Origin of the sequence: Haloarcula mannanilytica, from assembly GCF_005406125.1 — an archaeon.
GTDB classification, from domain to species: domain Archaea; phylum Halobacteriota; class Halobacteria; order Halobacteriales; family Haloarculaceae; genus Haloarcula; species Haloarcula mannanilytica.
In genome coordinates this window covers 217,838-244,207 of sequence record NZ_BIXZ01000003.1, presented here as the reverse complement: position 1 = coordinate 244,207, position 26,370 = coordinate 217,838, and the positions used below count along the sequence as shown (strand labels likewise).

21 protein-coding genes are annotated in these 26,370 nt (G+C 59.6%); 4 read left to right on the top strand and 17 right to left on the bottom strand.

Annotated elements, in window-relative coordinates; translation table 11 throughout:
* The first annotated feature begins 11 nt into the window (after nucleotides 1–11).
* Nucleotides 12–893 carry a carbohydrate ABC transporter permease gene (locus Harman_RS11820; RefSeq protein ID WP_137683999.1) on the top strand — a complete coding sequence of 294 codons (882 nt, stop codon included), beginning with the start codon at nucleotides 12–14 and terminating at the stop codon, nucleotides 891–893.
* A gap of 366 nt (nucleotides 894–1,259) precedes the next feature.
* On the opposite strand, the gene Harman_RS11815 is transcribed toward Harman_RS11820, so the two are convergent.
* Entirely contained in the window at nucleotides 1,260–2,420 is a 1,161-nt protein-coding gene (locus Harman_RS11815) for an ABC transporter ATP-binding protein (protein WP_137683998.1), read from the bottom strand.
* A gap of 151 nt (nucleotides 2,421–2,571) precedes the next feature.
* Between Harman_RS11815 and Harman_RS11810 the strand changes: the two genes are divergently transcribed.
* Nucleotides 2,572–5,844 carry an alpha-L-rhamnosidase gene (locus Harman_RS11810; protein WP_137683997.1) on the top strand — a complete coding sequence of 1,091 codons (3,273 nt, stop codon included), beginning with the start codon at nucleotides 2,572–2,574 and terminating at the stop codon, nucleotides 5,842–5,844.
* Nucleotides 5,845–6,116: 272 nt separating this feature from the next.
* On the opposite strand, the gene Harman_RS11805 is transcribed toward Harman_RS11810, so the two are convergent.
* The 16 genes from Harman_RS11805 to Harman_RS11730 all read right to left on the bottom strand — a co-directional run bounded on the left by Harman_RS11805 (nucleotide 6,117) and on the right by Harman_RS11730 (nucleotide 23,063).
* Nucleotides 6,117–7,577: a DUF6298 domain-containing protein gene (locus Harman_RS11805; RefSeq protein WP_137683996.1), complete on the bottom strand. Its 1,461-nt coding sequence runs from the start codon at nucleotides 7,575–7,577 to the stop codon at nucleotides 6,117–6,119.
* A gap of 70 nt (nucleotides 7,578–7,647) precedes the next feature.
* Complete coding sequence (locus Harman_RS11800) at nucleotides 7,648–8,889, bottom strand: RNA-guided endonuclease InsQ/TnpB family protein (protein ID WP_137683995.1); 1,242 nt, start codon at nucleotides 8,887–8,889, stop codon at nucleotides 7,648–7,650.
* Between the two features lie 4 nt (nucleotides 8,890–8,893).
* On the bottom strand, nucleotides 8,894–9,298 hold the full coding sequence (gene tnpA, locus Harman_RS11795; protein ID WP_137683994.1) for an IS200/IS605-like element ISHmu6 family transposase: 405 nt from the start codon (nucleotides 9,296–9,298) through the stop codon (nucleotides 8,894–8,896).
* A gap of 307 nt (nucleotides 9,299–9,605) precedes the next feature.
* Nucleotides 9,606–10,535: an ABC transporter ATP-binding protein gene (locus tag Harman_RS11790; RefSeq protein ID WP_137683993.1), complete on the bottom strand. Its 930-nt coding sequence runs from the start codon at nucleotides 10,533–10,535 to the stop codon at nucleotides 9,606–9,608.
* Nucleotides 10,535–11,647, bottom strand: a complete 1,113-nt coding sequence (locus Harman_RS11785) for a FecCD family ABC transporter permease (protein WP_137683992.1) — start codon at nucleotides 11,645–11,647, stop codon at nucleotides 10,535–10,537. The genes Harman_RS11790 and Harman_RS11785 overlap by 1 nt, the downstream gene beginning before the upstream one ends.
* Nucleotides 11,648–11,652: 5 nt before the next feature.
* Complete coding sequence (locus Harman_RS11780) at nucleotides 11,653–12,858, bottom strand: ABC transporter substrate-binding protein (RefSeq protein ID WP_137683991.1); 1,206 nt, start codon at nucleotides 12,856–12,858, stop codon at nucleotides 11,653–11,655.
* 104 nt (nucleotides 12,859–12,962) lie between these two features.
* Nucleotides 12,963–13,829, bottom strand: coding sequence for a helix-turn-helix transcriptional regulator (locus tag Harman_RS11775; protein WP_137683990.1), 867 nt, complete (start codon nucleotides 13,827–13,829; stop codon nucleotides 12,963–12,965).
* Between the two features lie 262 nt (nucleotides 13,830–14,091).
* On the bottom strand, nucleotides 14,092–14,487 hold the full coding sequence (locus tag Harman_RS11770; RefSeq protein WP_137683989.1) for a hypothetical protein: 396 nt from the start codon (nucleotides 14,485–14,487) through the stop codon (nucleotides 14,092–14,094).
* Nucleotides 14,484–15,302, bottom strand: coding sequence for a ParA family protein (locus tag Harman_RS11765; RefSeq protein ID WP_137683988.1), 819 nt, complete (start codon nucleotides 15,300–15,302; stop codon nucleotides 14,484–14,486). Before Harman_RS11765 ends, Harman_RS11770 begins: the two co-directional genes overlap by 4 nt.
* A 277-nt stretch (nucleotides 15,303–15,579) precedes the next feature.
* Nucleotides 15,580–16,590: an amidohydrolase family protein gene (locus Harman_RS11760; RefSeq protein WP_137683987.1), complete on the bottom strand. Its 1,011-nt coding sequence runs from the start codon at nucleotides 16,588–16,590 to the stop codon at nucleotides 15,580–15,582.
* Between the two features lie 103 nt (nucleotides 16,591–16,693).
* Complete coding sequence (locus Harman_RS11755; RefSeq protein WP_137683986.1) at nucleotides 16,694–17,566, bottom strand: ABC transporter permease; 873 nt, start codon at nucleotides 17,564–17,566, stop codon at nucleotides 16,694–16,696.
* Nucleotide 17,567: 1 nt separating this feature from the next.
* The gene (locus Harman_RS11750) at nucleotides 17,568–18,416 is read right to left on the bottom strand and encodes an ABC transporter permease (protein WP_137683985.1); all 849 of its coding nucleotides are present in this window, start codon (nucleotides 18,414–18,416) and stop codon (nucleotides 17,568–17,570) included.
* Nucleotides 18,413–19,258 carry an ABC transporter ATP-binding protein gene (locus tag Harman_RS11745; protein ID WP_137683984.1) on the bottom strand — a complete coding sequence of 282 codons (846 nt, stop codon included), beginning with the start codon at nucleotides 19,256–19,258 and terminating at the stop codon, nucleotides 18,413–18,415. Before Harman_RS11745 ends, Harman_RS11750 begins: the two co-directional genes overlap by 4 nt.
* Nucleotides 19,259–19,427: 169 nt before the next feature.
* Complete coding sequence (locus tag Harman_RS21240; protein WP_160140683.1) at nucleotides 19,428–20,708, bottom strand: ABC transporter substrate-binding protein; 1,281 nt, start codon at nucleotides 20,706–20,708, stop codon at nucleotides 19,428–19,430.
* 366 nt (nucleotides 20,709–21,074) lie between these two features.
* Nucleotides 21,075–21,842: an IclR family transcriptional regulator gene (locus Harman_RS11735; protein ID WP_137683983.1), complete on the bottom strand. Its 768-nt coding sequence runs from the start codon at nucleotides 21,840–21,842 to the stop codon at nucleotides 21,075–21,077.
* 111 nt (nucleotides 21,843–21,953) lie between these two features.
* A complete protein-coding gene (locus Harman_RS11730; RefSeq protein ID WP_137683982.1) occupies nucleotides 21,954–23,063 on the bottom strand; it encodes a Gfo/Idh/MocA family protein in 1,110 nt (369 codons plus the stop codon).
* Nucleotides 23,064–23,228: 165 nt separating this feature from the next.
* Between Harman_RS11730 and Harman_RS11725 the strand changes: the two genes are divergently transcribed.
* Both Harman_RS11725 and Harman_RS11720 read left to right on the top strand, forming a co-directional pair.
* Nucleotides 23,229–24,377: a Gfo/Idh/MocA family protein gene (locus Harman_RS11725; RefSeq protein WP_137683981.1), complete on the top strand. Its 1,149-nt coding sequence runs from the start codon at nucleotides 23,229–23,231 to the stop codon at nucleotides 24,375–24,377.
* Between the two features lie 80 nt (nucleotides 24,378–24,457).
* Nucleotides 24,458–25,906 carry a hypothetical protein gene (locus Harman_RS11720; protein WP_137683980.1) on the top strand — a complete coding sequence of 483 codons (1,449 nt, stop codon included), beginning with the start codon at nucleotides 24,458–24,460 and terminating at the stop codon, nucleotides 25,904–25,906.
* The last annotated feature ends 464 nt before the right edge of the window (nucleotides 25,907–26,370 follow it).

Below are 26,370 nucleotides of genomic sequence, written 5' to 3'. Positions count from 1 at the left end.
GTGACAGTCCGATGAGTTCCGAACACGAACGGCTGTTCGAGAGCGCCGACACACTACAGGGTCGACTCGAGCGTCTCGGAGCGCACGCGTATCTGTCGATTCTGGCGCTGCTGACGGCCGGACCATACGTCATGATGATCCTGATCTCGCTCATGGGCGAGGGCTGGCAGCCCGTGACGCCGCCGAAGCTCATTCCCGACACCTGGTCGTTCGTGAACTACACCAACGTCTGGGTCGGGAACACGGCACTACTCGACGAGCCGTTTGTCGGTTTCTTCGTTAACTCAATCATCTACGCCGGCGGGGCAACGCTCATCATCCTCGCGATCGACACGCTCGCGGGGTACGCCTTCGCCCGCCTGGAGTTCAGGGGTCGGGATATCACCTTCCTCGCCATTGTCTCCACACTGATGATCACGCCGATGATTCTGTTCATCCCCGTGTACACGTGGTTCAACCAGTTCGGGCTCGTGAACACGCGGCTTGGGATCATCCTGCCACACACGTACAGTGCGTTCGGGGTGTTCCTGATGCGGCAATTCATCAAGACACTGCCCTCTGACTTGGAGGACGCCGCGCTCATCGACGGCTGTTCGCGCTTCGGCGTGTTCTGGCGCATTGTCGTGCCGATGCTGAAGCCCGCGCTCGTGACGCTCGGGATTATCACGTTCATCACGGTCTGGAACTCGTTCCTCTGGCCGCTGATCCTGGCGCGTGATTCCGCACTCTTCAATCTCCCAGTTGCGCTTGGCTTCTTCCAAGGGCAGACCAGCACGCTCTGGGCACCGCTGATGGCAGCGACGGCCATCACGCTCGTCCCGATGGTCATCCTGTTCGTGTCCATGCAACAGTACTACGTCCGCGGGTTCGTCGTCGGTGGTCTCAAGGGCTGAGATCAACTTCGGTCTTCGATTCTTGACTAACTCCTTCTTACAAACAGTAATCCGGTTAACAAGAGGGGCTGTTCCTCGCTTTTGGCGTGAACTACAGTAACGCCTGAACGATTCGGATACCGATCACACCGCGGTCATACGTCGGTGTGTAGTGACATCCAATGGCTACTAGAGTCTTCCCCGGGAGTCCCAGAGAATGTCTCGGATAGTCCACCGAGACGGTTGGCGTCCAGGCGCCATCCGCTCCGGGACGGCCCATGTCACGTATCTCCGGCGGTATAGACTGCCACTCCTCGTTAACTATCTGAATAAAAGGAATGAACAGAGGCCGTCCAGTGGGACGAGAACGATACTAAAAGGGAGACACTATGCCTCGGTTGTTTCGGAGTCGGCTTCGCTGGATACGAGATCCTCCTCGGTGGGTTCGCCACGGGTTATCAGGGCGTCCCCCGCAGTCCTGTCGAAGACGTGAATCTCGCTTTCGGGGAAGGCAACCGTAAGACGATCACCAGCTTCGAGATCCGTGTTCCGGTCGACACTGATCGTGGCTTCGGTACCGTTGATTTCGGTGTAGATGTACGTGATGTCTCCGAGCGGTTCGACGACGTTGACATCGACTTCGAACGCTCCTTCGTGGCCTACTGCGTCTTCTCCGCTGAGGATTTCCTCAGGGCGAATCCCCATGACGAACTCAGAGTCAATACCGGCCAGTTCGTTTCGGACGCTCTCGGAGAGCGATACTGAGAAATCATCAGTCACGAATCGGCCGTCGGAGAGTGATACGTCAAAGAAGTTCATCGATGGCGACCCGATGAAGCCGGCGACGAACTTGTTTTCCGGCTCGCTATAGCACTCCTCCGGGGTGCCGATCTGCTGGAGTTCCCCGTCGTTGAGGATTGCGATGCGGTCGCCCATCGTCATCGCCTCGGTCTGGTCGTGCGTGACGTAGATGGTGGTAACATCCAGATCCTGCTGGAGATCTTGGAGTTCAGTTCGCATCGTCGTCCGGAGCTTTGCGTCGAGATTCGACAGCGGCTCGTCCATCAGGAACACTTCCGGGTCCCGGACGATAGCCCGGCCCAGCGCCACGCGCTGTTGCTGGCCGCCGGACATCTCGCCCGGCTTCTTTTCGAGGAGGTCCTCGATGCCCATCAGGGTGGCCGCCTCCATGACGCGGTCATCGATTTCATCGTTCGAGAGGTCAGTCGTCATCCTGAGGCCGAAGGCCATGTTCTCCCGCGCCGTCATGTGCGGGTACAGCGCGTAGTTCTGGAACACCATGGCCATGTTCCGGTCTTTCGGCTTCCGCTCTGTGACCGGCGTTCCATCGAGGACGATGTCTCCGCTCGTGGGCTGTTCGAGGCCCGCAATACACCGAAGTGTGGTCGATTTCCCGCAGCCTGACGGACCGACGAGAATCAGGAACTCCCCGTCAGCGATGTCTATATCCAGGTCGTCAACCGCGACGATCGTCTCGTTGTCGTCGCCGAACTCTTTGGTGATGTTCTCTAAGCTAAGCTGTCCCATAGGATATAGTTCGATTGATGACGCAGGCATTAAGATTTTTCTATTATGAAGGTTCCTTCCGGCTCTCGAACCGGCACCGACCCTTCCAGACCAGTGCAATCCGGCGCGGGCGAGCCAAAGAATTAAGCCGACCGGAAAAGTGGTCCATTCTATGTCAGCACCCGACGGAGAGGAGCAAATACGTCCGCCGACAGACTTGCGTGTCGAGTACGAAAACGATCCCGTCAACGTCGATCCGACCGGCACGCCGCGGTTCGCGTGGCGTTGTGATACCGACCGGCGGGGAGCCGAGCAGACGGCCTACCGGGTCATCGTCAGTCGCGACCGCGATGCCGTCGCCGAGGGACGAGGGACGTTCTGGGATTCGGGTCGCGTCGACTCGGACCGCGCGACGGACGTGGTTCACGACGGACCCGAACTCGCAGCCGACGAGACGTACTACTGGTCAGTGAAGCTCTGGACAGACATCGGCGAGACGCCGTGGGCCGAACCGGCCACCTTCTCGACCGCACTGGAGCCCGAAGACTGGCGCGGTGACTGGATCGCCCACCAGCCCGACGGCGGCGACACGAACGGCTGGCGCTCGCGGTGGCGCCCCAGCGACTGGGACGGCGAAGAGTGGGTACAGGTAGACCTCGGGGAGCGGCGCGACCTTTCGACTGTCACCCTCCACCCATCAAGTCCGGTCGATGTCGTACGAACGCCCGACGACACGGCCGTGACCATCTCGTGGTCGGAGAACCCGATAGAGGGGTTCGGCTTCCCCGACGCGTACCGAATCGAGGTCGCCGACGACCCTGACTTCGAGAACGCAACCGTCGTCGCAACCGTGACAGCCGACGACGACAGAGCCGATGAAGAACCCGTCGGTGTCCCGACTGAGGAAGAAGTTTCGGCTCGAACACACACCGACCTCGACGCCGAGGGTCGATATGTCCGGGTGGTCGCCACGGACCTCTTCGAGGTGACGCCGTCGACGGACGACGAGTCCCACATCCGGAGCGACGACCGGAAGGTGGAGGCAACGAGCGCCTGGCAGTGCTTCGCGCTCGCGGCGCTGACCGTCGAGGGCGACGACGACACGGACCTGGCCCAGGATGGAACCGTCCAAGCGTCGTCGTCTTACGAGTCCGATACGTGGGGACGAGCACAGCTCGTGAACGGTCACACGGAGTCTCGAATAGCATCTACCTCGCCGCAGTTGCGGACGGAGTTCGAACTTGAGAAAGCGGTCTCGTCGGCGCGAATCCACTTCGCGTCCGTCGGGTACGGCGAACTGCACGTCAACGGCGAGCGCGTGAGCGACCGACAGCTCGACCCCGCCTGGACCGACTACGAGCATCGCGTCCTCTACGTAAGCCACGACCTGACCGACAGGCTGAGTGAGGGGACAAACGCGCTGGGTCTCTGGATAGGCCGCGGCTGGTTCGCAAAGAGCAGTTCCTACTGGGTGTCGGACGGAGCGCCCCGCGCCAGGGCCACACTCACGGTCGAATTCGAGGACGGGACGACCCGGACACTCGCGACCAGCGGCGACTGGCGGGCCCGTAAGAGCCCGCTGTCCGAGAACGACATCTACGACGGCGAGGTCTACGACGCCCGCGAAGAAGCAGACGGGTGGGAGTCTCCCGGGTTCGACGACACAAACTGGGACGCGGCGGCGGTCGTCGACGAACCGGGTGGGACACTCCGCCCCGAGCGCATCCAGCCGATGCGAGTCGTCGAGACGTTCGACGTCGACGAGGTCCAGGATCACCCGGAGGGTCCGATTCTCGACTTCGGGCAGAACCTCACGGGCTGGCTCGAAATCGAGATCGAGGACCCGAACACGGGCGACGAGATCACCCTGCGCCACGCCGAAACGCTCACCGAGGCGGGTGACCTCTCAACGACGGACCTCCGAACCGCTGACGCCAGTGACACGTACATCGCACGGGGCGACGACAGCGAAATCTACGAGCCGCGATTCACCTACCACGGCTTCCGCTACGCGCAGGTCTCGGGCTATCCGGGCGAGCTGAATCCCGAGAACGTGACGGCTAAGGTCGTTCACACGGCGATGGACCGCCGAGGCGAGTTCGCCTGCTCGAACGAGGACCTCAATCAACTCCAGCACAACTCTGTGTGGGGGCTACGCGGTAACACCCACTCCATCCCAGAGGACTGTCCACAGCGCGACGAGCGCTTTGGCTGGACCGGCGACGCTCAAATCTCGACGCGGTCGCTCCTGTTCAACTACGACGCAGTCCGCTTCGATGAGAAGTGGGCCAGAGACCACAGCGATGTCGCGTCGGATATGGGGTACGTCCCCGACGTGATTCCGAACAAAGCCTACGAGGACCCCGCCGACCCGACGTGGTCGATTACGCGCGTGATGGTCCCGTGGTACTGCTACCTCCACGACGGCGACGAAGGGATTCTCCGCGAGCAGTACGAGGGGATGCGCGAGTACGTCGACTACTGGTACTCCGTCACGGAAGACGGTATCGTCCCCGATGATTACGGCAAGTTCGGCGACTGGCTCGCGTTCGAGAACATCGACGGCCGGCGGGGGCTCCCTCATGACCTGTTCAACACCGCCTTCGTGTACCAGGTCGTGGACACGTTCGCAAAGATCGCCAGCGTCCTCGGGAACGAGACCGACGCGGACCAGTACCGCGGCTACGCGGAGGAGATGGCCGAGGCGTTCAACGACCGCTACTTCAACCCTAAGGAGGGTGTCTACGGACCGGGAACCCAGTCGTCGTACTCCGTGCCGCTGTTCCTTGGTCTGGTTCCTGACGAGAAGGAAGACCTCGTCGTCGAGAACCTCGCCGAGAAGGTCCGGCAAGACGGCGGGAAACTGCAAACCGGGTTCCTGGGCACGCGTCCGCTGATCCAGACGCTCGCCAACCACGGCCACGCTGACCTCGCGTACGAGGTCGTCAGTCAGCCGGAGCAGCCCGGCTGGGTCTATATGGCGCGCAACGGTGCGACGACGATGTGGGAGCGGTGGGACTCAGACGAGAGCGTCGGGTCAGGGATGAACTCACTGAACCACTCGCCCTTTACCCACGTCTCCGAGTTCTTCTACGAGGTACTGGGCGGTATCCGGTTTGAGGACCGCCCGGCCACGGAACACGTGACTATCGCGCCTCGCCTCGTCGACGACCTCGAATGGGCGTCAGCGAGCGTCGAAACCCCACACGGCGAACTGATAGTCGACTGGACGCGGGACTGTGATGGTGCCTATGAACTCTCAGTGACCGTTCCCTGGAACACCGACGCCACGGTCCGCCTTCCTGACGCAGGCGACCACACGGTCGTCGAATCCGGCGTGTCGCTCGCAGATGGGGCCCCTGAGGGTATCCTGTCAATAGACCACGAGAGTGGTGACCTTGTCCTTTCGGCTGGAAGCGGTACATACGACTTTACCGTAGAATAGAAATCGCTCAGAACACTCTTCTTTTTGCTGTACTGTATGCCGGTCTGGCAGCGAGATCCGGTGAGAGAGAATTATCGAACGGTAGTAAGAGATATCCAGTGGTAGTGAGCGGCTACTATTGACATGAACGAGATTGATGAAACTATATTTAATCGGCGTTTATTACTTATTTCGATAAGGTAATCCAATTCGAAGATGTTTACGTAATATTTAGATTTAATATAGTCGCATCTGCCAGTATATAGGAGTGGGGATAGAATTGCGTTAGTAAACTACTCTTCGCGGAGTACAGCTATCCATCCCGATTCTGACGGTGTTTCAAGTTCGATCTGTTCGTTTGCAACGCTTGCACTGGACTTGCCGGCCCATTCTGCGGTATCGATATCGAGCCACCGGACACTAAACGACCCAGACGTGTCGGCTGCATCGAACGGGACGCGACCGCCAGATGGGAAGTATACGATGTATTCTCCCCGATCCCTGTTGGCGGCACAGTACGCTTCATCGTCTTCTCGGGCGAATTCAGCGAGGTGTTCAGTATCTCTATCCCGAAGGAGACTATTTGACGGGGTGGCTGCTATCAGATCAGCCTCATCGAGTAGCATTCGTGCAGACGCAAGTTGTCGCTGGACCACATCTCGGAGGCCGAGTCCCCATCCGCTGTCACTACGGTGGAATCTGGCGGTCGCACAGCCACCAATTAGATTCCGCCAGAAGCGTGCAATCGCCTCCTGTGCCGTCCCTGCAGCCCACTTTTGATGATCTCCCTGTTCGGCTTCGACGCCGCCGTAGATTTTCTCGTTGCTCAGTGGCCGAACCGCTTCCTGTGAGTAGAGTTCAGCCCGCCAGGATTGGATATTGTCCCAGTGCTGTTGCCCAACTGCCCCTTCGGCGTTCTGATTGTTCTGGGAAATTTCAACGTGTGAATACAGGTCGGGATTCCCGAGCGCCCGTGACACTGATTCACCGGGGCTGATCCGCATCGCGGTGACGTTAACGATTCCATCGTGTGTCTTGGTAGCGTCGTCGTGTTGGTGCTCAGGGGTTCGACCGCTGGCCTGGGGAAGCTGTTCTTCGGCGTATGATCGGACAAACTCAAGCCAGTGTCGTTCCCACGATTGAGGGGTCCGCGACTCATTGGAGATATTATAAATGACGTGCCCGAACGGGAGCGTGCAATCAAGGATCGATTCGATGTACTGTTCCTGGTAGCCCAGCAGGAAGTCATTGCCCTCCGCGACGGAATTATAGAAGGTCGATACCTCACCCTCTTCAGCATCGTACTCATCGGGGAGGCCGGACTCCGCTTGTGTATAATTCACGTTGTTTTCCGGATTCCACGGGACATCCGACCACCGGCCGTAATGGTCGAACTGATCCCAAAACGTAATCTGGACAACCAGGTAACGCTTCTGTGTCTCTTTCAAGAAAGTAATAAGTCTATCCTCGAATTCCTCGTGCAGCTCATCGAGGTCGTATATTCCGTCTTCAACCTCCGCAAAAGGAGGGACATCTCCGTCATCACGATATGAGAGAACGTTTCGGAGAAAGTTCCCGCCGCTTGACTCGAGTATATCCAGCGCCTCAGTCAGTTCATCACCGGTCCATTGGAATGGATTATCGTCTTCAAACCCGCCAATGAGGATTACTGGTTCGCCCTTGTATTCGAAATACCAAGGATGCTCCGTAGAGATGGTAATCCGGTCGGTAGATGCGCTACCAGTACTACTCATAACTAATGGTCACCGTAATCACAACCATAAATCCGTGGAAAGCCGCCTGAATTGTGTGAACTACCCTACCCTACTCGCTCACGGCTGACGCCGTTCGCTCCGTGAGGGTAGGGCTTCCTGCTTCCACGACACGCTTTGCAGATACAGGCGTATCCACAGGGAGCCCAGTCTCCACAGGCGTTGATTCGGAGTATCCCACTCCTACATCTTGTAGACCGCGAGAAAGGATGTTCCACGCCGCGTTCACGTCCCTGTCCGCCTCAAACCCGCAGGCGGGACAGGAGTGTTCACGGACCCACAACGGCTTGTCGGTCGAAACGCCACACGACGCGCACTCCTTGGTCGTCCCTCTCGGGTTGACCGCGACGAAGTGCGTTCCTTCACGCTCGCACTTGTATTCGAGCAACGAGAGGAACGTTCGCCACGCGGCAGAGGCCCTGTTGCGGCTGTTCGACCGACTTTCCATCATCCCCTTCACGTTCAGGTCTTCGACCGCCACGAGGTCGTACTCCCGAGCGTAGTAGTTCGAGAGTTTGTGCAAGAAGTCACGGCGCTTGCGCTTGAGGGACGCGTGACACTCTGCGACGCGCCGTCGCTGCTTCTCGTAGTTGTTCGACCCGTGTTGCTTCCGCGAGAGTTTCCGTTGCTCACGTTCCAACCGCTCACGTTCATCAGACAGGTCGAGGGACCCGACCGCCGTACCGTCGGTGTCGTGGGCGTACTTGAGAATCCCAACGTCGATACCGACGCACTTCTCGGGGTTCTCAGGCGGTTCGGGTGGTTCACGGTCCATTTCGACGCCGAACGTGGCGAACCATTCACCTGTCGGCTCTTTCTTCAGCGTGACCTGCTTGAGCGTGGCGTCGTCGGGGATGGCGCGGTGGAGCCGAATCGGTATGTCCGCGAGTTTCGAGAGCGACAGCACAGTCTGACCGCCCTTCTTGTCGAGCTTGAAGCCAGACTGACTGTACGTGAAACTACGGAACTCCCGTGGCGGCTTCCACTTGAGTTGACCGACGCCGTAGCCGTTTTTCTTGAGCGCCGAGAGTCCTTTGAGGTTGTCGAACAGGCGTTCCACGACGGTTTGGAGAACCTTCGAGTACACGTCCGAGAGGTCGTCCCACCACTTCTTGAGGTCGGGCAGTTCCGACCGAAGTGCGGTCATGGACGGGATCTCACCGTGTTCGTCTTGGTACTCGTTGAGGCGGTAGAGCGTGTGGTTGTACAGTTGCCTACAAATGTCTCGGTGGCGGTCCAACTCCTCACGGTGGACTTCGGAGGGGTTGAGACGGTACTTATAGGCGTAGTACATGGCGCTACTCGCGTTGGTCCTCTACGTACTGTTTCAGTACATCCAGCGAGACCTGCCCCGTCGAGATGAGACAGTACGAGTCGTTCCAGAACGAGTCGCCCCACAGTTCGGTCTTCAGTTCGTCCGCGTACTCGTTGCGGATACGGCGGGCGGTTGCGCCCTTGACCGTGTTGATGAACTTCACGAGGTCCGTGGTTGGTTTCGCTCGGAACAGGATGTGTACGTGGTCGTCCTCGCCATCGAGGTTCGTCAGTTCGACACCGTAGTTGTCCGTGAACCCGCTGATGACCTCGTGAATGAATTGGGTTCGCTCCTCGGTTAGCACCCCGCGCCGATACTTTGTGGTGAGTATCAGGTGGTAGTGCAGGGAATACGTCGAGTGCGCTCCCGAGTCGAGGTCGTACTCCATTGGGTTCGGTCAATACCATGCTACCCCACTGCAAGAACATTGCGATTGCGTGGGCCTGTAGTCCTGCCACCGAATTGTATATGAGAACTGTGCGGCGCTGTATCCCCTCCCTGCTCGCGCCTCCCGTTCGGTCGGCGCTCGCTGAGGAAGGGGGCTTAGCGCCTACTTTCAGCTAAATAATATGTTCCTGTGTCACTGACTGACTCTGCGCTTCCGTGTGCTCCGTTCCAGTTCGATTCACGTCGGAGGGGACTGAGCAGTACTCCGGTCGCATAAGCATAGAATTTTTCGCTCAACCGAGCGACTGTCAGTCTGGCGAGTCAGGTCGTGATTCGGTCCGTTCGGACCGTGAAAGACTGGACTGGGACTCGTCGTCATCCAGTGGTTCGATTGGGACGACCTGTGGGCCATACTCCGTCTCGATGACTGTTGCCTTGATGTCGAATACATCCGCGAGGAGCTGTTTTGTGATCACCTCCTCGGGTGGTCCGCGAGCCTCCATCGAGCCGTCCTTGAGCGCGACCACGTTGTCGGCGTACCGCGCCGCTTGCGCAATATCGTGGAGGACGAGCACGACGGTCATCTGGCTGTCGTCGCGCAACGTCTCCACGATCTGCATCACTTTCAGTTGGTGGTGCGGGTCAAGGAACGTCGTCGGCTCGTCTAACAGCAACACGTCGGTGTCTTGAGCGATTGCCATCGCGATCCAGACGAGTTGCGTCTGCCCGCCGCTGAGCGTGCCGACCTCACGGTCGCGGAGGTGTTCGACGCCGGCCATCGCGATTGCTTCGTTGACGGCTCGCTCGTCACTCTCGGTCCGCGATTCGAAGAATCCCTGATGGGGGTAGCGCCCGCGCTCGACGAGTTCTTCGACGCTGATGGTGTCGGGTGCAGTGTTCTGCTGGGAGAGTCGCCCGAGCTTCCGCGCGAGTTCCTTCGATTCGAACGAGTCGACGCGCCGACCGTCCAAGAGGACGCGGCCGTCCTCGGGCTCCAGTCGGTTCGAGAGCCCTTTCAACAGTGTCGACTTGCCGCTGCCGTTCGGACCGATGAGCGCCGTCACCTCGCCCTCCGGGACAGCGAGTGTCTGGCCGTCGATGACCGGTTCGTCGGCGGTTGGATACCCGACGACGAGTTCGTCCGCATCGAGAGCCGTCCGCGACGCCGTCGCGTCCGGGCCAGCACCCGTGGATTCACCGCACGATGCGCGCTTGTGCGGCATCTCGTTGTCCTGCATCACACTTCACCCAGATTCTCGGTCGTCCGCATCAGATAGAGGAAGTACGGACCACCGACCAGTCCCGTGATAATACCGACCGGGAGCTGGATGGGGTTGAGCGCGAGGCGCGCGCCGACATCGGCACCGACCAGCAGCGCCGGCCCGAGAAACAGACACCCGAGCAAGAGCCGCCGCGAGTCGCCGCCCACGACGTTCCGGACCATGTGCGGGACGATGAGTCCGACGAAGCCGATGAGGCCCGCGACCGCGATAGCTGCCGCCGTCGACAGCACGGCAATGCCGGCGACCGCGAACCGCATCTTCTCGACGGGCATACCGAGGGAATCTGCCGTCTCCTCGCCGAGCGCGAGCACGTCCAGTTCCTTGGTCACCACGAACGCGAGCGCGAGCGCCAGTACGGTAAACGGGAGCGCAATGCGGACCTCCGCCCAGTCGGTGTTCAGCAGCGACCCGGAGAGCCACGCCTGTGCAGACATCACAGTGCTGAGGTCGTCGATAAAGAAGAACAGTGCACGCTGAACTGACCCGAAGACGGTGCCAACGATGACGCCAGCCAGTACCAGCCGGACGGGACTCGTTCCGTTCTTCCACGCGATGACGTACACCAGTAGGAACGCCGCTCCGCCCCCGATTGCGGCGAGTACGGGCACGAGGGGGAGTACCTCGGAGAACGCCGTCAGGACGACCAGCACGACGAGCCCCGCGCCGTCGCTGACGCCGAGGATGTATGGGCTGGCGAGCTCGTTCCGGGTGATAATCTGGAAGATCGCGCCGGAAACAGCGAGGTTCGCACCGACGAGCACGCCGACGAGGATACGCGGCAGGCGGATATTCCAGACGATGTGCTGTTGCTGGGTGAACCACTCAGGGTTGTCAGCGCCGAGCAAGAATCCCCGCCAGGCTTCGAGGCTGAACAGGATTCTGGGATCGAAGACTGCACCCCATGCTTCTCCGAGTGTCAGCGGGAACGCACCGAAGCTCACCTGAAGGAGTGTCGCGCCGACCAACACTGCGATGCTCCCGAGCGCGACGCCCGCCAGCGTTGAGTCGGTGTACCAACGGCTGGCTGCGGCTTGGCGGTCCGCAAGCCGGTCGAACAGTTCCGCCATCGATCCTACAGATCCCCGTTGACGATGTCGATGAGGCGCTGGCGGTCGAAGAGCTGCTCGCTCTCTGGAACGTCACCGACGGGACCGGGCCACTCCCCGAACTCGTCGGGGTAGACCTGCTTCGCGACAGCCTCGGTAGAGAACAGGTCGACGATAGGACCCATGTACTGGCCGCCACTCCGGATGACGTTGCCGTTCTGGACGGCTCGGAGTTGCTGGCCGTCCTCGTTGTTCTCGAACGGCTCGATGACGGTGTTCACGAACTCCTCGTGTGTCGTGGACGTGAGTGCGCCGACTGCGCCGATGTAATCAGGGTCAGCGCGGAGCAGTTCCTCGTAGCCGACCGGGCCGTCCGGGTACTGTCCCTCGAAGGCGTCCTGCATGCCGAGGCGATAGTAGGACTTGGTGTTGTTGCCGAGGCGGTGGAGAGGCGCGATTCGGAACCGTCCGGTGTCGGGGCTAACGCCGCGCCAAATGGCGGCGACCGTGGGGCGTTCGTCCTCCGGCGGGAGTCCGTCCTCGATAGTACTCGTAAGGTCGTCGTGGAGCGACTGCCAGGCTTGGAACTGCTGTTGGCGCTGGAAAATCTCCGCGACCTTCTCGAAGGCCTCGGACATTGTGTACGGATTCGGTTCGTCCTGGACGGCGGCTTGCGGGGCAAAGCGAAGCGTCGTGCCGAGGAAGGGACCCGTCTGGGACTCAACGTCCTCGAAGTCGGAGTCGTCCCAGTTGACGTAGCGGCCGATGTTGTTTCGGGAGATGAGCCAGACATCAGCGTCTGCGGCGTAGAAATTCTCCTTATCGTAGCCGGACTCGGCGTCGCTGGCGATCTTCGTGACTCGGCTCTCGTCGAACCCGAGGTCGAGGAGGTCGTAGAACTTCAGCGGAGCGCGTTCGAGGCCGGTAGTCGCTGTCGGGTGGATGCCCAGTGCCATCCCCATGTCGATGAAGGGGCTGGTACCGACACCGTACGTCTCCGGAACTTCTTCAAACGTGTAGGGGTCGTTGGGTTCCATCTGGACCGTGTACGGTGTCGAGTCAGACGCCGCTGTTTCGGGATTGTCCGTCCCGTTGACGGTACCAGTGTCGGTTGCGGTACTCGTCACCTGGTCCGTGCTGTCCGTTCCATCGGCAGCATTTCCAGCACAGCCGGCGAGAGCCGTGGCGATGAGACTAGCACTACTTGCGAGTATCTGGCGTCGATGTGCCATGCTCTTTAGGATGCCCTAAAACAACTTATTGATTCTCGCTGTTCGATTCGACACAGTATGAACGATATTCACGGTGTGTTACGGATGACACGGGGTGTTCACTCTCAGCCGTCCACGTCGAGTGTCCGTTCAGCGAGGGGCACCGCACGATCACGGTACTCATCAAGTACCCGATCGGCCCACGCTATCACGTCGGGATGGGAACACGAGATGATGTCGAACCCAGTCTCTTGATCCCGAGCAACGGTGAAAAACACAGTTTCGCCGTCAACGAGATCGACAGTGCAGGGGACAGGTTCATCGAGGCTGAAGTATACGGTCGAACCAGTCTGGGACTCGATTTCCCGCCACTTCGTGTGCAGAGACTCGTCCTCTAGCATCGTTTCAGTAACGTTCGAATCGAATATAACGTGTACCTCGGAATCAGTCCCGTTCCGGATGGCCTGTTCGTGCCCATACATTGGGAGTGAAGTGAACGTCCCGACGAGTGACTCACACGAGGAACCACCTTTGATGGCGTTGGCAATAACACGGGCGGCTGCAAGCGGGTCTTGGCTCTCCCCATGGACGTGTTCCCCGTTGGCGAGGCAACGGAGGTCGAAGTCGAACCAGTCGGTCGGGAGTCGCGAAATCAGTTTGGGGTAGGTTTGCCCCACCGTGATCGTTTCTTGAAGCCGAACGAGGTCCCGGTGCACGGCTTCACCAAAAGAGGTTAGTTCGTAGCTCCTATCGGCGTTTCGTCGGCAGATGAGTTCCCGGTCCGCAAGGTCACCGAGAATGCGGCTCAGGGTGACTCGAGCCACGTTTAACCGGTCGCGCAAGTCCTCACGTGAGTTGGCACCGTCTGCTAACAGAGTGAGCACGTGAAAACGGTGTTCAGAACGGGTGAGAAACGCGATGTACTCAACTGTGTTCTCGGACAGCTGATCCTCTGTACATTTCGTCTGCTTTCCTGAGTACTCGGCCGTCATAAGATGTCCGTTATTTAGGCCACCCTAAATCTTTTTCCAATCCGGCTTTGTTACGCCTTAGACGGCCGTGTCCAGTTAAGCACGCAGCGGTACCGGCTCGTCCTCCGATGACGCCATCGCTGACGCTGTCGCTCGCCTGTTCGAGACAGACAAAACAGTTCCCACCGTGTGCAGGTATCCGGACCAGTTAGTCAACAACACTCGGTGTCGAAATAACGGCACACATCATTTCCATCCGCCGAGGTTGTGGTTCTGTACGAGATCATTCGTCGCCGAGTTCCGAAAGCCGCGTCTGGATTTCCTCAGGATCCGCCTCAGAGAGCGCTTCAACACCGAACTGCACGAGTAGCGGGTAGAAGTGGCGGTTCTTCTTGAACTCGTCCTGGCCCGCCTTGCGGAGCTTCAGCTGGGATTCGAGGTAGGTATCCTCCATCTCGTCGAGGACATCGTCGGGTATGTATATCGTCCGCCCGTTCCATTCGTCCTTGATGTTCGTCTTCGTTTCGCTCGTTTCGCTCGTTGAACTCGATTCGGTCGTTTCGGTCGATGAACTGGTTTCAACCGTTTCACTCACCTCACTCGTTTCGTCGGAATCGACCGCATCGTCTTCTTCGTAGTTGCCCTCGATGCCGGAAGCGTCGCCCCAACCGTCGGTCATGCTTCCACCTCTTCAGGCGCGGTCTTCTCGAACGTCTCGTCGAACAGGTCGGCGATATCGTTGAACAGGTCGCGTGCATCCTCGACGCGCTTGTTCTCCTTCCCGAAGCCGAAGACGGACACCCCCTCGCCAATTGACTGGGAGAGATCGGTCCGCTTCGGAATCTCGAACACTGGGAGTGAGTACGCCGACTTGATCTCCTCGATAGTGTCGCGGTGTTCGGCGTTCTGCTCGACACGGTTACAGACAATCGCGAGCCGATTGATGTCTCCGTACGCCTGTTCGAGGGAGCTCAGCTGCTTTGCGAAAATCTGGAGACTGTTGGCGTTGAGCTTCTCGGGAATGACGGGGATGACAACGTTCCCGGTCGCGACGAGGGCGTTATCGGTAAGGACGTTCAGGGACGGCGGCGTGTCGACGATGATGTAGTCGTAGTCCTTGTCGAGTTCGTCGAGAGTCATCTCCAGTCGTTCCCGACTTTTCGGCGCTTCAAGCAGGGTCTGGATGTTCTTGTTGTTCGCGAGCTTCTCGCTCGCGGGAAGGATGTCGAATTCCTCGTGCTCGACGATGATGTCGTTCACCGACTCCATCTGGTCGAAATCGAGTACGTCAAACAGCGTCGTGCGGTCGGTATCGTAGTACAGATCGTCGTAGTCAAGCGAGCAGGTGAGCCCCCCATGGTAGTCGATATCGACCAGGAGGACATCGTAGCCCCGGGCAGCTAGCGCCCCGCCTGTGTGAATAACGTCAGTCGTCTTCCCAGCGCCTCCCTTCTGATTCGCCACCGTGATTCGTGCGGTATTGGTGTCGGCCATTGTCTTCGTTTATCTCGTTGTGTTCGTTTCGTTCGTTTTGGTTGTTTTGGTCGTTTAGTTCGCCACGTTTGATGCGGTCGTTTCACTCGGTGAGAGGATTACGACGAAGTTAAAACCAACTGTTCGTTACAATCATTGAGGTAAACACACTCGTTGCTATCAATGCGTTCGTTTTATTCGTTGCGTTCGTTTCTTTCGTTCAGTTCACCAAGTACGGAGCAGGTAGTTTCTCCGCAGCCAGTTCGTCCCGTAAAAATCCATGCCTGCACGGTCGCGCTCACAGGTCGAACAAGTCCGTCGCGGTCGTTCCCATCACGCGCTCCCTGTCTCCCTCGGCTGAGACGACGGCGCTGATGTCGGCCAGTGCTGTGTCGATGTCCTCCTCGTCGAACGGGTAGTCCGTCCCGAACACGAAGTGGTCGATGCCGACCGTTTCGACCGCTGCGGTGAAAGCGGGCCGGTGAAACGAGATGGTATCGTAGTAGAACTCCTGCAAGTACTCGATGATGGGTCGGTCGGGCCGCGCAGCGGGATCGTCTATCTCCCGGCGACCCCGGTCGAGTCGCCCGGCGAGATGGAGCAGGGCGCCACCCATATGCGCGAGGACAACATCGAAATCGTGGTCATCGAAGAAGCCGTCGTAGATGAGCCGGGCGACCTGGAGTGTCGTATCAGTGGGGAAGACGACAAGCGGGTTGAGGAAGGACTCAGTCTCGTCAAGCATCTCGCTGAGCCGGTTGCCATGTGGATGGACGAATGCTGTCAGGTCATGGTCGTCGATGGCGTCGAAGACGGGCTTCAGTTCGGGAGCAGAGAGCTTACCGTCGGGGAGGGCGGTCGGGAGTGCAACGCCACAGAGACCCGAGGTGGAGACGATTCGGTCGACCTCTGCCCTGGCCGCCTCCGGGTCCCGGAGTGGGAGCATGCCCAGCCCGGTGAGGCGGTCCGAAGAGGCTGCCGCCGCGTCCGCGAAGCCGTCGTTGATAGCGTGAATAAGCCGCGTCGACTGGTCGGTCGTAAACGCTGAAGCCAGCGGGTTTGGCGTTGAGACGGAGACGAGCGTTCGGTCGATATTGTGCGCGTCCATCCACGCGAGGCGGGCGTCGAGGTCGATAAACCCCTCGTTGACCGGAATGCGGTTTCCGGATGCGACGCTCGCCGTCCCGGAGAACTGGTGGCGCATATATAGCCGGTCGCCGTCCGTTTCGAGACCCACGGGGGTGTCCATGTCCAGCAAGAGGTCAACGAACTGCTCCGGCAGGTAGTGGGTGTGTACGTCGATCCGCATGGGTCATGAGTCGACCCGCACCGGCCTAAAGGTTCCCATGCGGCAGCCAGCGTGCCCGTGACGGTCCCGCAGAGAGATTCAGCGAGGGGGTCCGCCGATGGCGTCAGGTGGTCGATCCCGGCGGGGTCACGTACTTCACAGTCCAGACCGCGAGCTGGAAGAACGTGTACGAGACAAGCATGATGACCAGGACGACGCCGAACATGTAGCCCAGGTCACCGGTCTTCCAAGCCAGGATGATCTGGTAGCCGATACCCGAAGACGAGGCGATGAATTCGGCGACGATGACGCCAACGATGGAGAGTTGCACCGTCGACTTGATGCTGCTCGCGATGTTGGGCAGGGCCCGCCAGAACCGGAAGTACTTCACCATCTGCCAGCGGGTCGCACCGAGCACCGTCCCGAGGTGCTGGTAGCGCTCTTCGAGTTCGTTCATCCCGGTTATAGTGCTGATGAACACCGGGAAGAAGCCGACCCAGGCACCGAACGTACTGACCCCGTTGATGCCGATGGCTATCTGCGCGTCCGCGGCGGTCATAGCCGGGAAGATGTACGCCGACGGACCGGTGAACGTAAACAGCGTGAAGCTGCCGCCAACGAGGAACCAGATGATGAACATCGGCGCGAGTACCGGGTGCGGGACGGCGTACGCGAAAATGATGAGCGGCATCGTCATCTGCCTGAGCGTGTATATTTCGGCGATAATCATGCCGAGAAGGACACCCAGTACCACTGCCAGGATGAACGCGACTACGACTGAGGAGAACGTCTCTGAGACACGCACGACAATAGTATCGGCCTGCGCCTGCAGGGAACTAACCGTATATCCGATGTCCGCGACGATGCGGTTGTTGCCGATGATTCGGGCGATACCCTCCCAGAGGACGATGAACAGGACGCCGGTAACCAGCGTCGGGAACTGGCGCTTGAGCCACCGCTTGGCCAGCGCGAACTGCCGTTCGGAGAGTCCCGACATATTACTCGTCCCCCATAATCGACGATTCGCGCCAGAAGATCATTTTACTCTCGATCAGGTAGACAATCAGGACCACGCCGGTGCTGATCAGCCCAAGCACGAGGACGATGGCGAACGCCCGGGCGATGCTCGTCCGGCCGATGGCCGAGGCGGCCTGTGAGCCGATACCGAAGGTCCCACTGACGAACTCGCCGACGACCGCTCCGATCATCGCCAGGACGAATCCGATTTTCATGCCGTCGAAGATGAACGGAAGGCCGTTCTTGAACCGAACGTACTTGAACTCCTGCCAGGTCGTCGCGCCGTACACTTCGAGCATGTTCTCGGTGTCTTCGTCGATGCTCCGGAACCCGTCGATGGCGGCGATCAGCATCGGGAAGAACGCGACCCAGACCGCCATCACGTAGTTCGCGAGGTAGAGCATCGAGACGCTGTAGAAGCTAACCCAGTAAATCACGAGCGGGGTCATCGCGATACGGGGGACGGTGTTCGTCCCGATGATGAACGGCATCAGCGCGTTCAGGAGGCGGTCGCTGGCGACGAGTGGAATCGCGATGACGATAGAGAGTGCGAGCGCCAGCAGATACCCGACCAGCGCGGCCGAGAGCGTGTTCGGCAGGGCAGCGACGATAGCCGGCCAGATGCGGATGAGTTCGTTCACCACACCCATCGGTCCGGGGAAGTACTTCGGGTTAAGCGACAGCACCGTCGTAACCGCTTCCCAGAACGCGAGCAGTAGGACGAGGCCGAATCCGGAGAGCACCCAGCGGGTGAGTCTGTCGTTGTCGAAGCTGAACCGACCCCCGCCGGTGATCCCGTTGCCCAGTTTTCGCACGGCGTTCCCGATCATTGCAGGCTCTTGAAGTACTGGTGGAGTTCAGCAGACAGTTCGACGAATCGAGTGGAGCCCCGAGTGTCCTCGCCCCGGGGCCTGTCGAGATCGATGTCGATGACATCTGCGACCTCACCCGGGCGTGGGGAAAGCACGACGACTCGGTCGGAGAGGAACACCGCTTCGTCCAAATCATGGGTGATGAACAGGATGGTTTTCTCCGTCTCGCGCCAGATGCGGAGCAGTTCGAGGTTGAGTTCGTCCTTCGTCATCGCGTCCAGCGACCCGAACGGTTCGTCCATCAGGAGCACTGACGGGTTGTAGATCAGCGACTGGCTGATGGTGACCCGCTGTTGCATCCCGCCGGACAGTTCGTTGGGGTAGGCGTCACCGAACCCTTCCAGTCCGACAAGCGAGAGGAGTTCGTCGGCCCGGTCCTCGTAGTGACTCATGTCCTTGTCGATAGCCCCGTTTTCCTTCAGGATCTGAACGGGGAGCATGATGTTCTTCCGAACCGTCCGCCATTCGAGAGCGACCGGATGCTGGAAGACGAGGCCGACTTCCTTGCGCTCGTGCTGTGAACTCTGTACGTCGACCCCGTTTATTTGGACCGAGCCGTCCGTCGGCTCAAGGATGCCTGCAGCCATGTGTAACAGCGTCGTCTTCCCGCAGCCGGAGGGGCCGACCACCGACACGAACTCGCCGCGTTCCACGTCCAGATCGATGTCTTGCAACGCGACCACGGATTCCTCTGCGACTGCATCTGCGCCATATACCTTGTCGACACTGTCGAACGAAATCGTGTGATCCACCGACTCAGCGTCGTCGGTTCTGGATTGCTGTTCTATTTTGTTATTCATTATTATTTGTTGATGGTTTTTCCCACCACATAAGCGTAACTGATTAGTAGAGTGACTTGTTTCCGGCCGTCACCGCCGTCGAATCGCTCGTCGATGCACCGCCTCGAAGGGATTCGGGGCGGGTCGCGGACCACTTCCGCGCGAGGGTCGGTCCATCGATGGTGAACTTTCAGTTGTTGGCCTCGGCCTCTTCGAATAGGTCCCAAATCATACCGGCTGTCTCTCCGAGTTGATCCCACTCCTCGTCAGTGAACGTGACCTTTTCTGTGTTCTCCCAGGGCTCCGAGATGACTATCTCGCTTGCAGACGGGAGCGCGTCGGGATTGTCAACGAGCGCCGGGCCGGCGTTTTCGAGCACGTTGGCGACGCCGTCCTCGGTGAAGTAGCCGAGGCCTTCGTCTTTCATGTTGAGCGTGACGGCCTGGGCGCAGTTCACCTCGTGCTGGCCCGTGAGTTCGTCTTCCGTCCAGGTCTGGAGGTTCTGGTTAACCTCGTTCTTGAGGTAGTCGAGGTACTCCGACTGGTTGAGCAGCCCCCACTTCAGGGCCTTGAAGTAGCCCGTCATGACCTGGCCCATGAACTCGGGCGCGTTCTCCTTGTTTTCGTACCAGCTATTGTTCACCCAGATGGGGAAGCCAGGGAAACCGCCGAAGGCCGTCAGTGGGGTGACGCCCAGTTCTGCGTCGACCTCCTGCTGGTAGACGGGTAGGAGGTCGATGGACCCCCAGACTGCGGCGACTTCGCCGTTGGCGAGGCGCGGCGCGGCGACCTCTTCGGTCCCTTCTTGGAGCGTCACTTCGCTCGGATCGACGCCAACGAGGTTCGGGTACACCTGGATCGTCGCCGCAGCGAACCCGGACGCGGCGAGGATCGTCTTGCCGGCGATATCCTCGCGGTTCTCCATCATGTCCTTGCGCCAGATGAGTGAGAGAAGCGGCCGCCCACGGGCGAGACCGACCATGCTCATGTCCAGCGCTTCGGTGTTTTCCGTCTCGGGGTAGACGCTGAGTGCCGTGGTCATCGACGCGATGCCCATCGGTTTGTTACCAGTCCCGATGTTCTGGGACTCGGTGTCCGAGCCGTTCCCACGGACACCGTCAATATTCGGAACACCGGCGTCCTCCCAGTACCCTCGTCCTTCGGCCACGTGCGTGTGTCCCCACGACGGCTCTATCTTCCAGGGCGTCGTGAAGACGGCATCCGTCTCGTCCATGAAGCCGTTCGCCTCGGTCGATGTGGTCCCGCCGCCGGAAGCCTCGGTCGGAGTACTTCCTCCGCTGCTGCCGTCACCGCCGCCCCCGCCGTCGCCGGAACACCCGGCGAACATCGCCGCGCCTATCGTTGCGGCGGTGCCGTGCAGGAACTTCCGCCGGTCGAATTCGCCCGGTAATACGGCGTCTAGTTCGTCGATGATTCGTTCTTCAGCCGCGGTTGGCTCTCTATCAGACATACAGTCGGGACATTCACATACATTATATAAAATTGTTATTAATGGAAATTGGTATTTTACACATGGTTTCATCGCAGCTCTTGGCTCCGTTCACGGCCGAAAGCCTGCGGTTCGGGCCAACTCTGGTCTCTAGATCGGTGACCGACGTTCGAGTCGCGACGGTTCCGCCGAGACGGAACGTTCCATTTTAACGTTCGTATATATCGAATGATATTTCATGACAAATCCACGGAAGGAGGGTCAGATGCTAATATATAACAAGCGTACATTTGTTATATAGTGGGTTCTAACTTAATGTTCGGGAAATTCGAACGAGCGCTGTGGACCGCGTGGCGGGAGCGGGCGCATCCGAGTCCGGACTGGGAGTCAGACGAGGGACAGTTCGAGTTCGTACTCGTTGATCTGTTCCGTGAGGACTTCGGCTAGCTGTCGTTCCCGGGTCGAGTCCGAGAAGGAGTGTTTCGGGCCGGTGATGCTGAATCCGCCGATGACGGACCCGGACTGCTCCGTCGCCGCGACGCCGATGGCATACAGGTCCTGGATGTTCTCCTCGTGGTTGACGGCGTAGCCCTGCTCACGTATCTCCGCCAGTTCCGCGAACAGTTCGTCCCGGTCGGTGATGGTGTGATCAGTCTCCTGTGGCATCCCCCAGTTATCGAGGATCTGTTCGACTCGCATTCGAGGCATGGCCGCCAGCATCGCCTTCCCGACGGCCGTGTTGTGGAGGTAGAGTCTGTTGCCGAGTCGCTCGTGTGCCCACCCCATCTTATTGCCCGACGCGGTGTGAATGAAGACAGCCTGGCCCCCCATCTCGACTGCGAAGGTCGTCCGGAAGCCAACCTCGTCGAAGAGGCGCTCGGTGTACTCCCGGGCGAGGATGAACCCCTCCTTGCGGGTCCGGACCTGGTTGCCCAGGCGGAGTAGTTCCGGGCCGAGGTAGTACACGTCACCGCGCTTGACGACGAACTGCTTCGTTTCCAGGGTAGCGAGGTGGCCGTGGACGGTACTCTTGGGGAGGTCCATCCGCTCGGCGATCTCGCTGACGCCGGCCCCGTCGACTTCCTCGAGGAGCTCCAGTATCTCAATGGATGTGGCCGTGGTCTGCAGCGTTTTTGACCCAGTTTCGCGGTCCATACACTCTCTATGGGAAGCGCTCAATTTAAAGTTCGGGATAATCGAACACAGTGACGGCCACTGCGGTCCCTCGCATCGGTGACTCGGGTTCCGTATTCTCAAGGAAGCGCTCTATACCTCGGCCCACGCATCGCGTTCGGCCGAGTCGTACGCCGCATCGAGGACCCGGAGCAACTGGACCGCGTCGTCGACGGTGGCCGGCACGTCGCCGGTCTCGTAGCCCTCGAAAAAGGCCTGGAAGTAGTCATAGACGAAGTCGCCCCATGCCGGGAACCGGTCGTATGTGAACTCGTACTCGATCGTTCGCGTGGGCGCTGCGGACCACTCGGCGTCCTCGGATGTCAGTTCGAGCGGAATGGTCGGTTCGTGCTGGAGCGCGTCGTGATGAACTGGTGTGAGCGCCTGGCCCTCCTTTCCGTACAGACCGAAGTGCGTGTCCTTCCCGCGGTCGCTCAGGTAGTACCCGGAGTGATATGTGCCGAGCGTACCGCCTTCAGTTTCGAACTGCATGACGCCACCGAGGTCGACATCCGCGTGCGGGTCGTCTTCGGCCTCGTGGAACTGAGCGTTGACCCGGTCGATGGGGTCGTCGAGGATCCACGGCATCATATCGATCCAGTGGGGACCGACCCACTGGAGCGCACCGCCCCGACTCGTTTCGCGGTCGTAGATGTAGTGTGTCGTGTCGCGGTAGGACAGTTGACTCGCGTTGAATCGACCCTCGACTGTCCAGACATCGCCGAAAAACCCGTTCTGGACGCGCTCTCGGAGGTCCATTGCGACCGGATTCTTCCGGTAGTACATCGTCGGTGCGACAGTCACGCCCCGTTCGTTCGCCCGCGTGGCGATGGACTCGAGGTCCGCGGCGGTTCGACCGATCGGTTTCTCGCTGACGACGTGAACGCCCTCGTCGACGGCGCTCGAAACGATGGCCGGCGTCTCGTCACTCCGGTATGTGATCCAGACGACATCGATATCCGCCTCAGCCACCAGGCGGTGTGGGTTCTCGTATACGGACGCGCCCGCGACGAGATCCGAGACGTTCTGTCCCTCAGTAGTCACCTCATCCGGGCGCTCGTCCATCGCAGTGAGGGTCTCGACATCGACGCGACGCCCGGGTTCACAGACGGCGGTCACGTCGAGGTCCAGACTGCTTGCGACGGAAAAGTAGGGATCGCGGTGGTGATGGTCGACACCGACGTAGCCAATTTTCACAGGCATGTCAGAAATTCGGTCGAGATAGTACAAGAAAGTACGGGTTGTGGACCCCGTTCGTGCGTCGAACCGTTCGAAACCGGGCCACGAATGACTTGACTGGCCTGCGAACGTGGGTGACCGAAACGCTATTAAGACTCGGGAAACCTCGTTTCGTTGACGGAGTTCGCTATGCAAGACGTTGGCATCATCATGAATGGCGTCACCGGTCGGATGGGAACGAATCAACACCTCATTCGGTCGATTCTGGCGCTACGCGAGGAGGGCGGCGTAGAACTGCCCGGCGGTGAACGGGTCGTCCCCGACCCCATTCTCGTCGGTCGAAACGAACGGAAGTTGCAGGCGCTGTGTGAGGAACACGATCTCAGCCGGTACGCGGTCGACCCCGAACTGGAAACCGTACTGGACGGTGACGACGAAATCTACTTCGACTCCCAGGTCACACCGCGTCGACCTGAGGCTCTCCTGAAGGCTATCGACGCTGGCAAGCACGTCTACTGCGAGAAGCCACTCGCAACGGACCTTGACGAGGCAATGGAGGTGGCCCGGGCCGCCGAGGAGAGTGATGTGAAGCACGGAATCGTCCAGGACAAGCTCTGGCTCCCCGGGTTGATGAAGCTCCAGCGTCTTATCGACCAGGGCTTTTTCGGCGACCTCCTCTCGGTGCGCGTCGAGTTCGGCTACTGGGTGTTTACGGGCCACGTTCAGCCCGCCCAGCGCCCGTCGTGGAACTACCGTGCCGAGGACGGCGGTGGGATCATCGACGACATGTTCTCCCACTGGAGCTACGTACTCGAGAGTCTCTTCGGCGACGTGGAGACGGTCAGTTGTCTCGGCAAGATACACGTCCCCGAGCGCGTCGACGAGAACGGTGAGACCTACGAGGCCACCGCGGAAGACGCCGCCTACGCCATCATGGAACTCGAAGACGACGTGGTTGCACAGCTCAATTCGTCGTGGACCGTCCGCGTCAACCGGGACGACCTGCTCGAGATCCAGGTTGACGGGACCGAAGGCAGTGCGGTCGCGGGTCTGCGAGAGTGCAAGACCCAGCACCACTCCAATACCCCCAAGCCGGAGTGGAACCCTGACACGCCGAACGAGCACGACTTCTACGACGACTGGGAGGACGTTCCGGACAACCAAGTGTTCGAGAACGCGTTCAAAGAGCAGTGGGCGAAGTATATCCGCCACGTTGTCGCTGACGAACCGTTCCCCTGGAACTTCCGCGAGGGCGCGAAAGGCGTCCAGCTGACCGAGGCGAGTTACCGATCCTGGGACGAGGGCCGACGCGTCGAGGTCCCCGAACTGGAGCTCTGAGGGCGGCGGTTACTCCTGGCGAGGCGGACGAACGGAGACCGGGAGAAAGTACTAACCTGTTTCGGGATCTCTTCCGTGCTATGACAGTCTCAGTTACTGAAACGGAGCTGCGCGTCTTCGATCTTGAAACCCGGATGCCGTTTCACTTCGGCAACGTCGAAGTTACCGAGATTCCGAAGGTTTTCCTCCGGATAACGGCCGAGATCGACGGCGAGACTCAAAGCGGGACCGCGATGGGAGGGCTGATCCCCGGATGGTTCTACAAGGACCCGGACATGCGCCTCGTCACGGGCCTGACCAACATGATCGAGGTGTTCCGGGCCGGTATGGATCACGCACGAGCGCTGGAGCCAGCGCCGACCGCCTTCGCCTGCTGGTGGTCGCTGTACGAACGCCAGCGAGAGTGGGCAAGCGAAACGGACCACCCGCCCCTCCTCTGGTCCTACGGGGTCAGCCTCGTCGAGCAAGCCCTGATCGATGCCGTCTGCCGGCGGAAGGACACAACGTTCGCGGCTGCGGTCAGGAAGAACGTACTCGGCATTGACCTGGGGTGTATCTACGAGGAACTCTCCACGTACGAACCTGCCGACCTCTTGCCGGCGGAACCGCTTACTTCCACTGCGATACGCCACACTGTCGGCCAGGAAGACCCCCTGACCGACAACGACCCTACTCCCGGATCCCGCCTTGCTGACGGCCTCCCGCAGACGCTCGCGGAGTACGTCCGCCGGGACGATGTGAACCACTTCAAAATCAAGCTCTCCGCGGACCTAGAGCGGGATCGCGAGCGTCTCGTGGACATCGCCGAACTCCTGGCTGATCTTGGCGTTACGGAATACCGGTGTACCGTTGACGCCAACGAAGGCTACGAGTCTGTCAGGGAGTTCAAACGCCAGTGGATGTCCCACACGGACGAGCCCGCCCTTGCGGCTCTCTTCGAACGACTTACCTACGTCGAACAACCCCTTGCCCGCGATGACGCGTTCACGTCCGCGACGAAGGGCGTCCTCGAACGGTGGGACGACGCGCCGCCGATCATTATCGACGAGTCAGACGGCCGGATCGACAGTGCTGGGACGGCACTTGAGTACGGGTACGCCGGAACGAGTCACAAGAACTGCAAGGGCGTTTTCAAGGGCGTGGTCAACGCCTGTCTGATCGCTCATCGCAACCGCACCGACACGGATCAGCAATACGTATTGAGCGCCGAGGATCTGACAACTGTGGGTCCGGTAGAACTCCTACAGGACCTTGCGGTGACGGCGACCATCGGCGCCGACCACGTCGAGCGAAACGGCCACCACTACTTCCGCGGCCTCGACGCGTTCCCCGAATCGGTACAACACGAGGTTCTTGAGGCCCATGGTGACCTGTACCGCCGCCACGAGGAAGGATTTCCGACGCTTGACGTGCAGGGCGGTAAAATCGACTTGACCTCAGTCGTCGACGCACCGTTCGGTGTCGGAACCACGTTCGATAGCGGCCAATTCACCTCAATCGATGAGTGGATCGACCAGTTACACACCTGAATCGACAATCGATGTGTTCTTACAACGCACTATTTCCACTGAACTACGACAGTTTATAGTGAACAGCCGGAAGCATCGACAGTAAATCGCTCAGTGTAGCGTGCCTACTGTTTGACCAACTCACCGTTCTTATGCTTCCAGAGTCCCCAGAAAAGGATTGTAGAGATACCTGTCCAAAGCAGTCCCTGAACGACATCACCATTCTCTACCATTAGAAGAACAGCGAATAGGGCGATTACAGAAAAAACCACAAGGACCGTACTATCAGGCTTTGGCATCTCACGTAAAATTCGATACGATATCACTAAGCAGTTAGGGTAAGTTCTCAGACCTATCTAAAAGCTGTTTCCCACGGACAGGTGTCGAAACAATAGATCTCAATAGAGCCTAATCGTTCTGTGAATCCGCTTTTTGAGAGTCTGTTAGTTGGTGTCGCCAGTGGTGCCGCCTGATGAGGACACCCG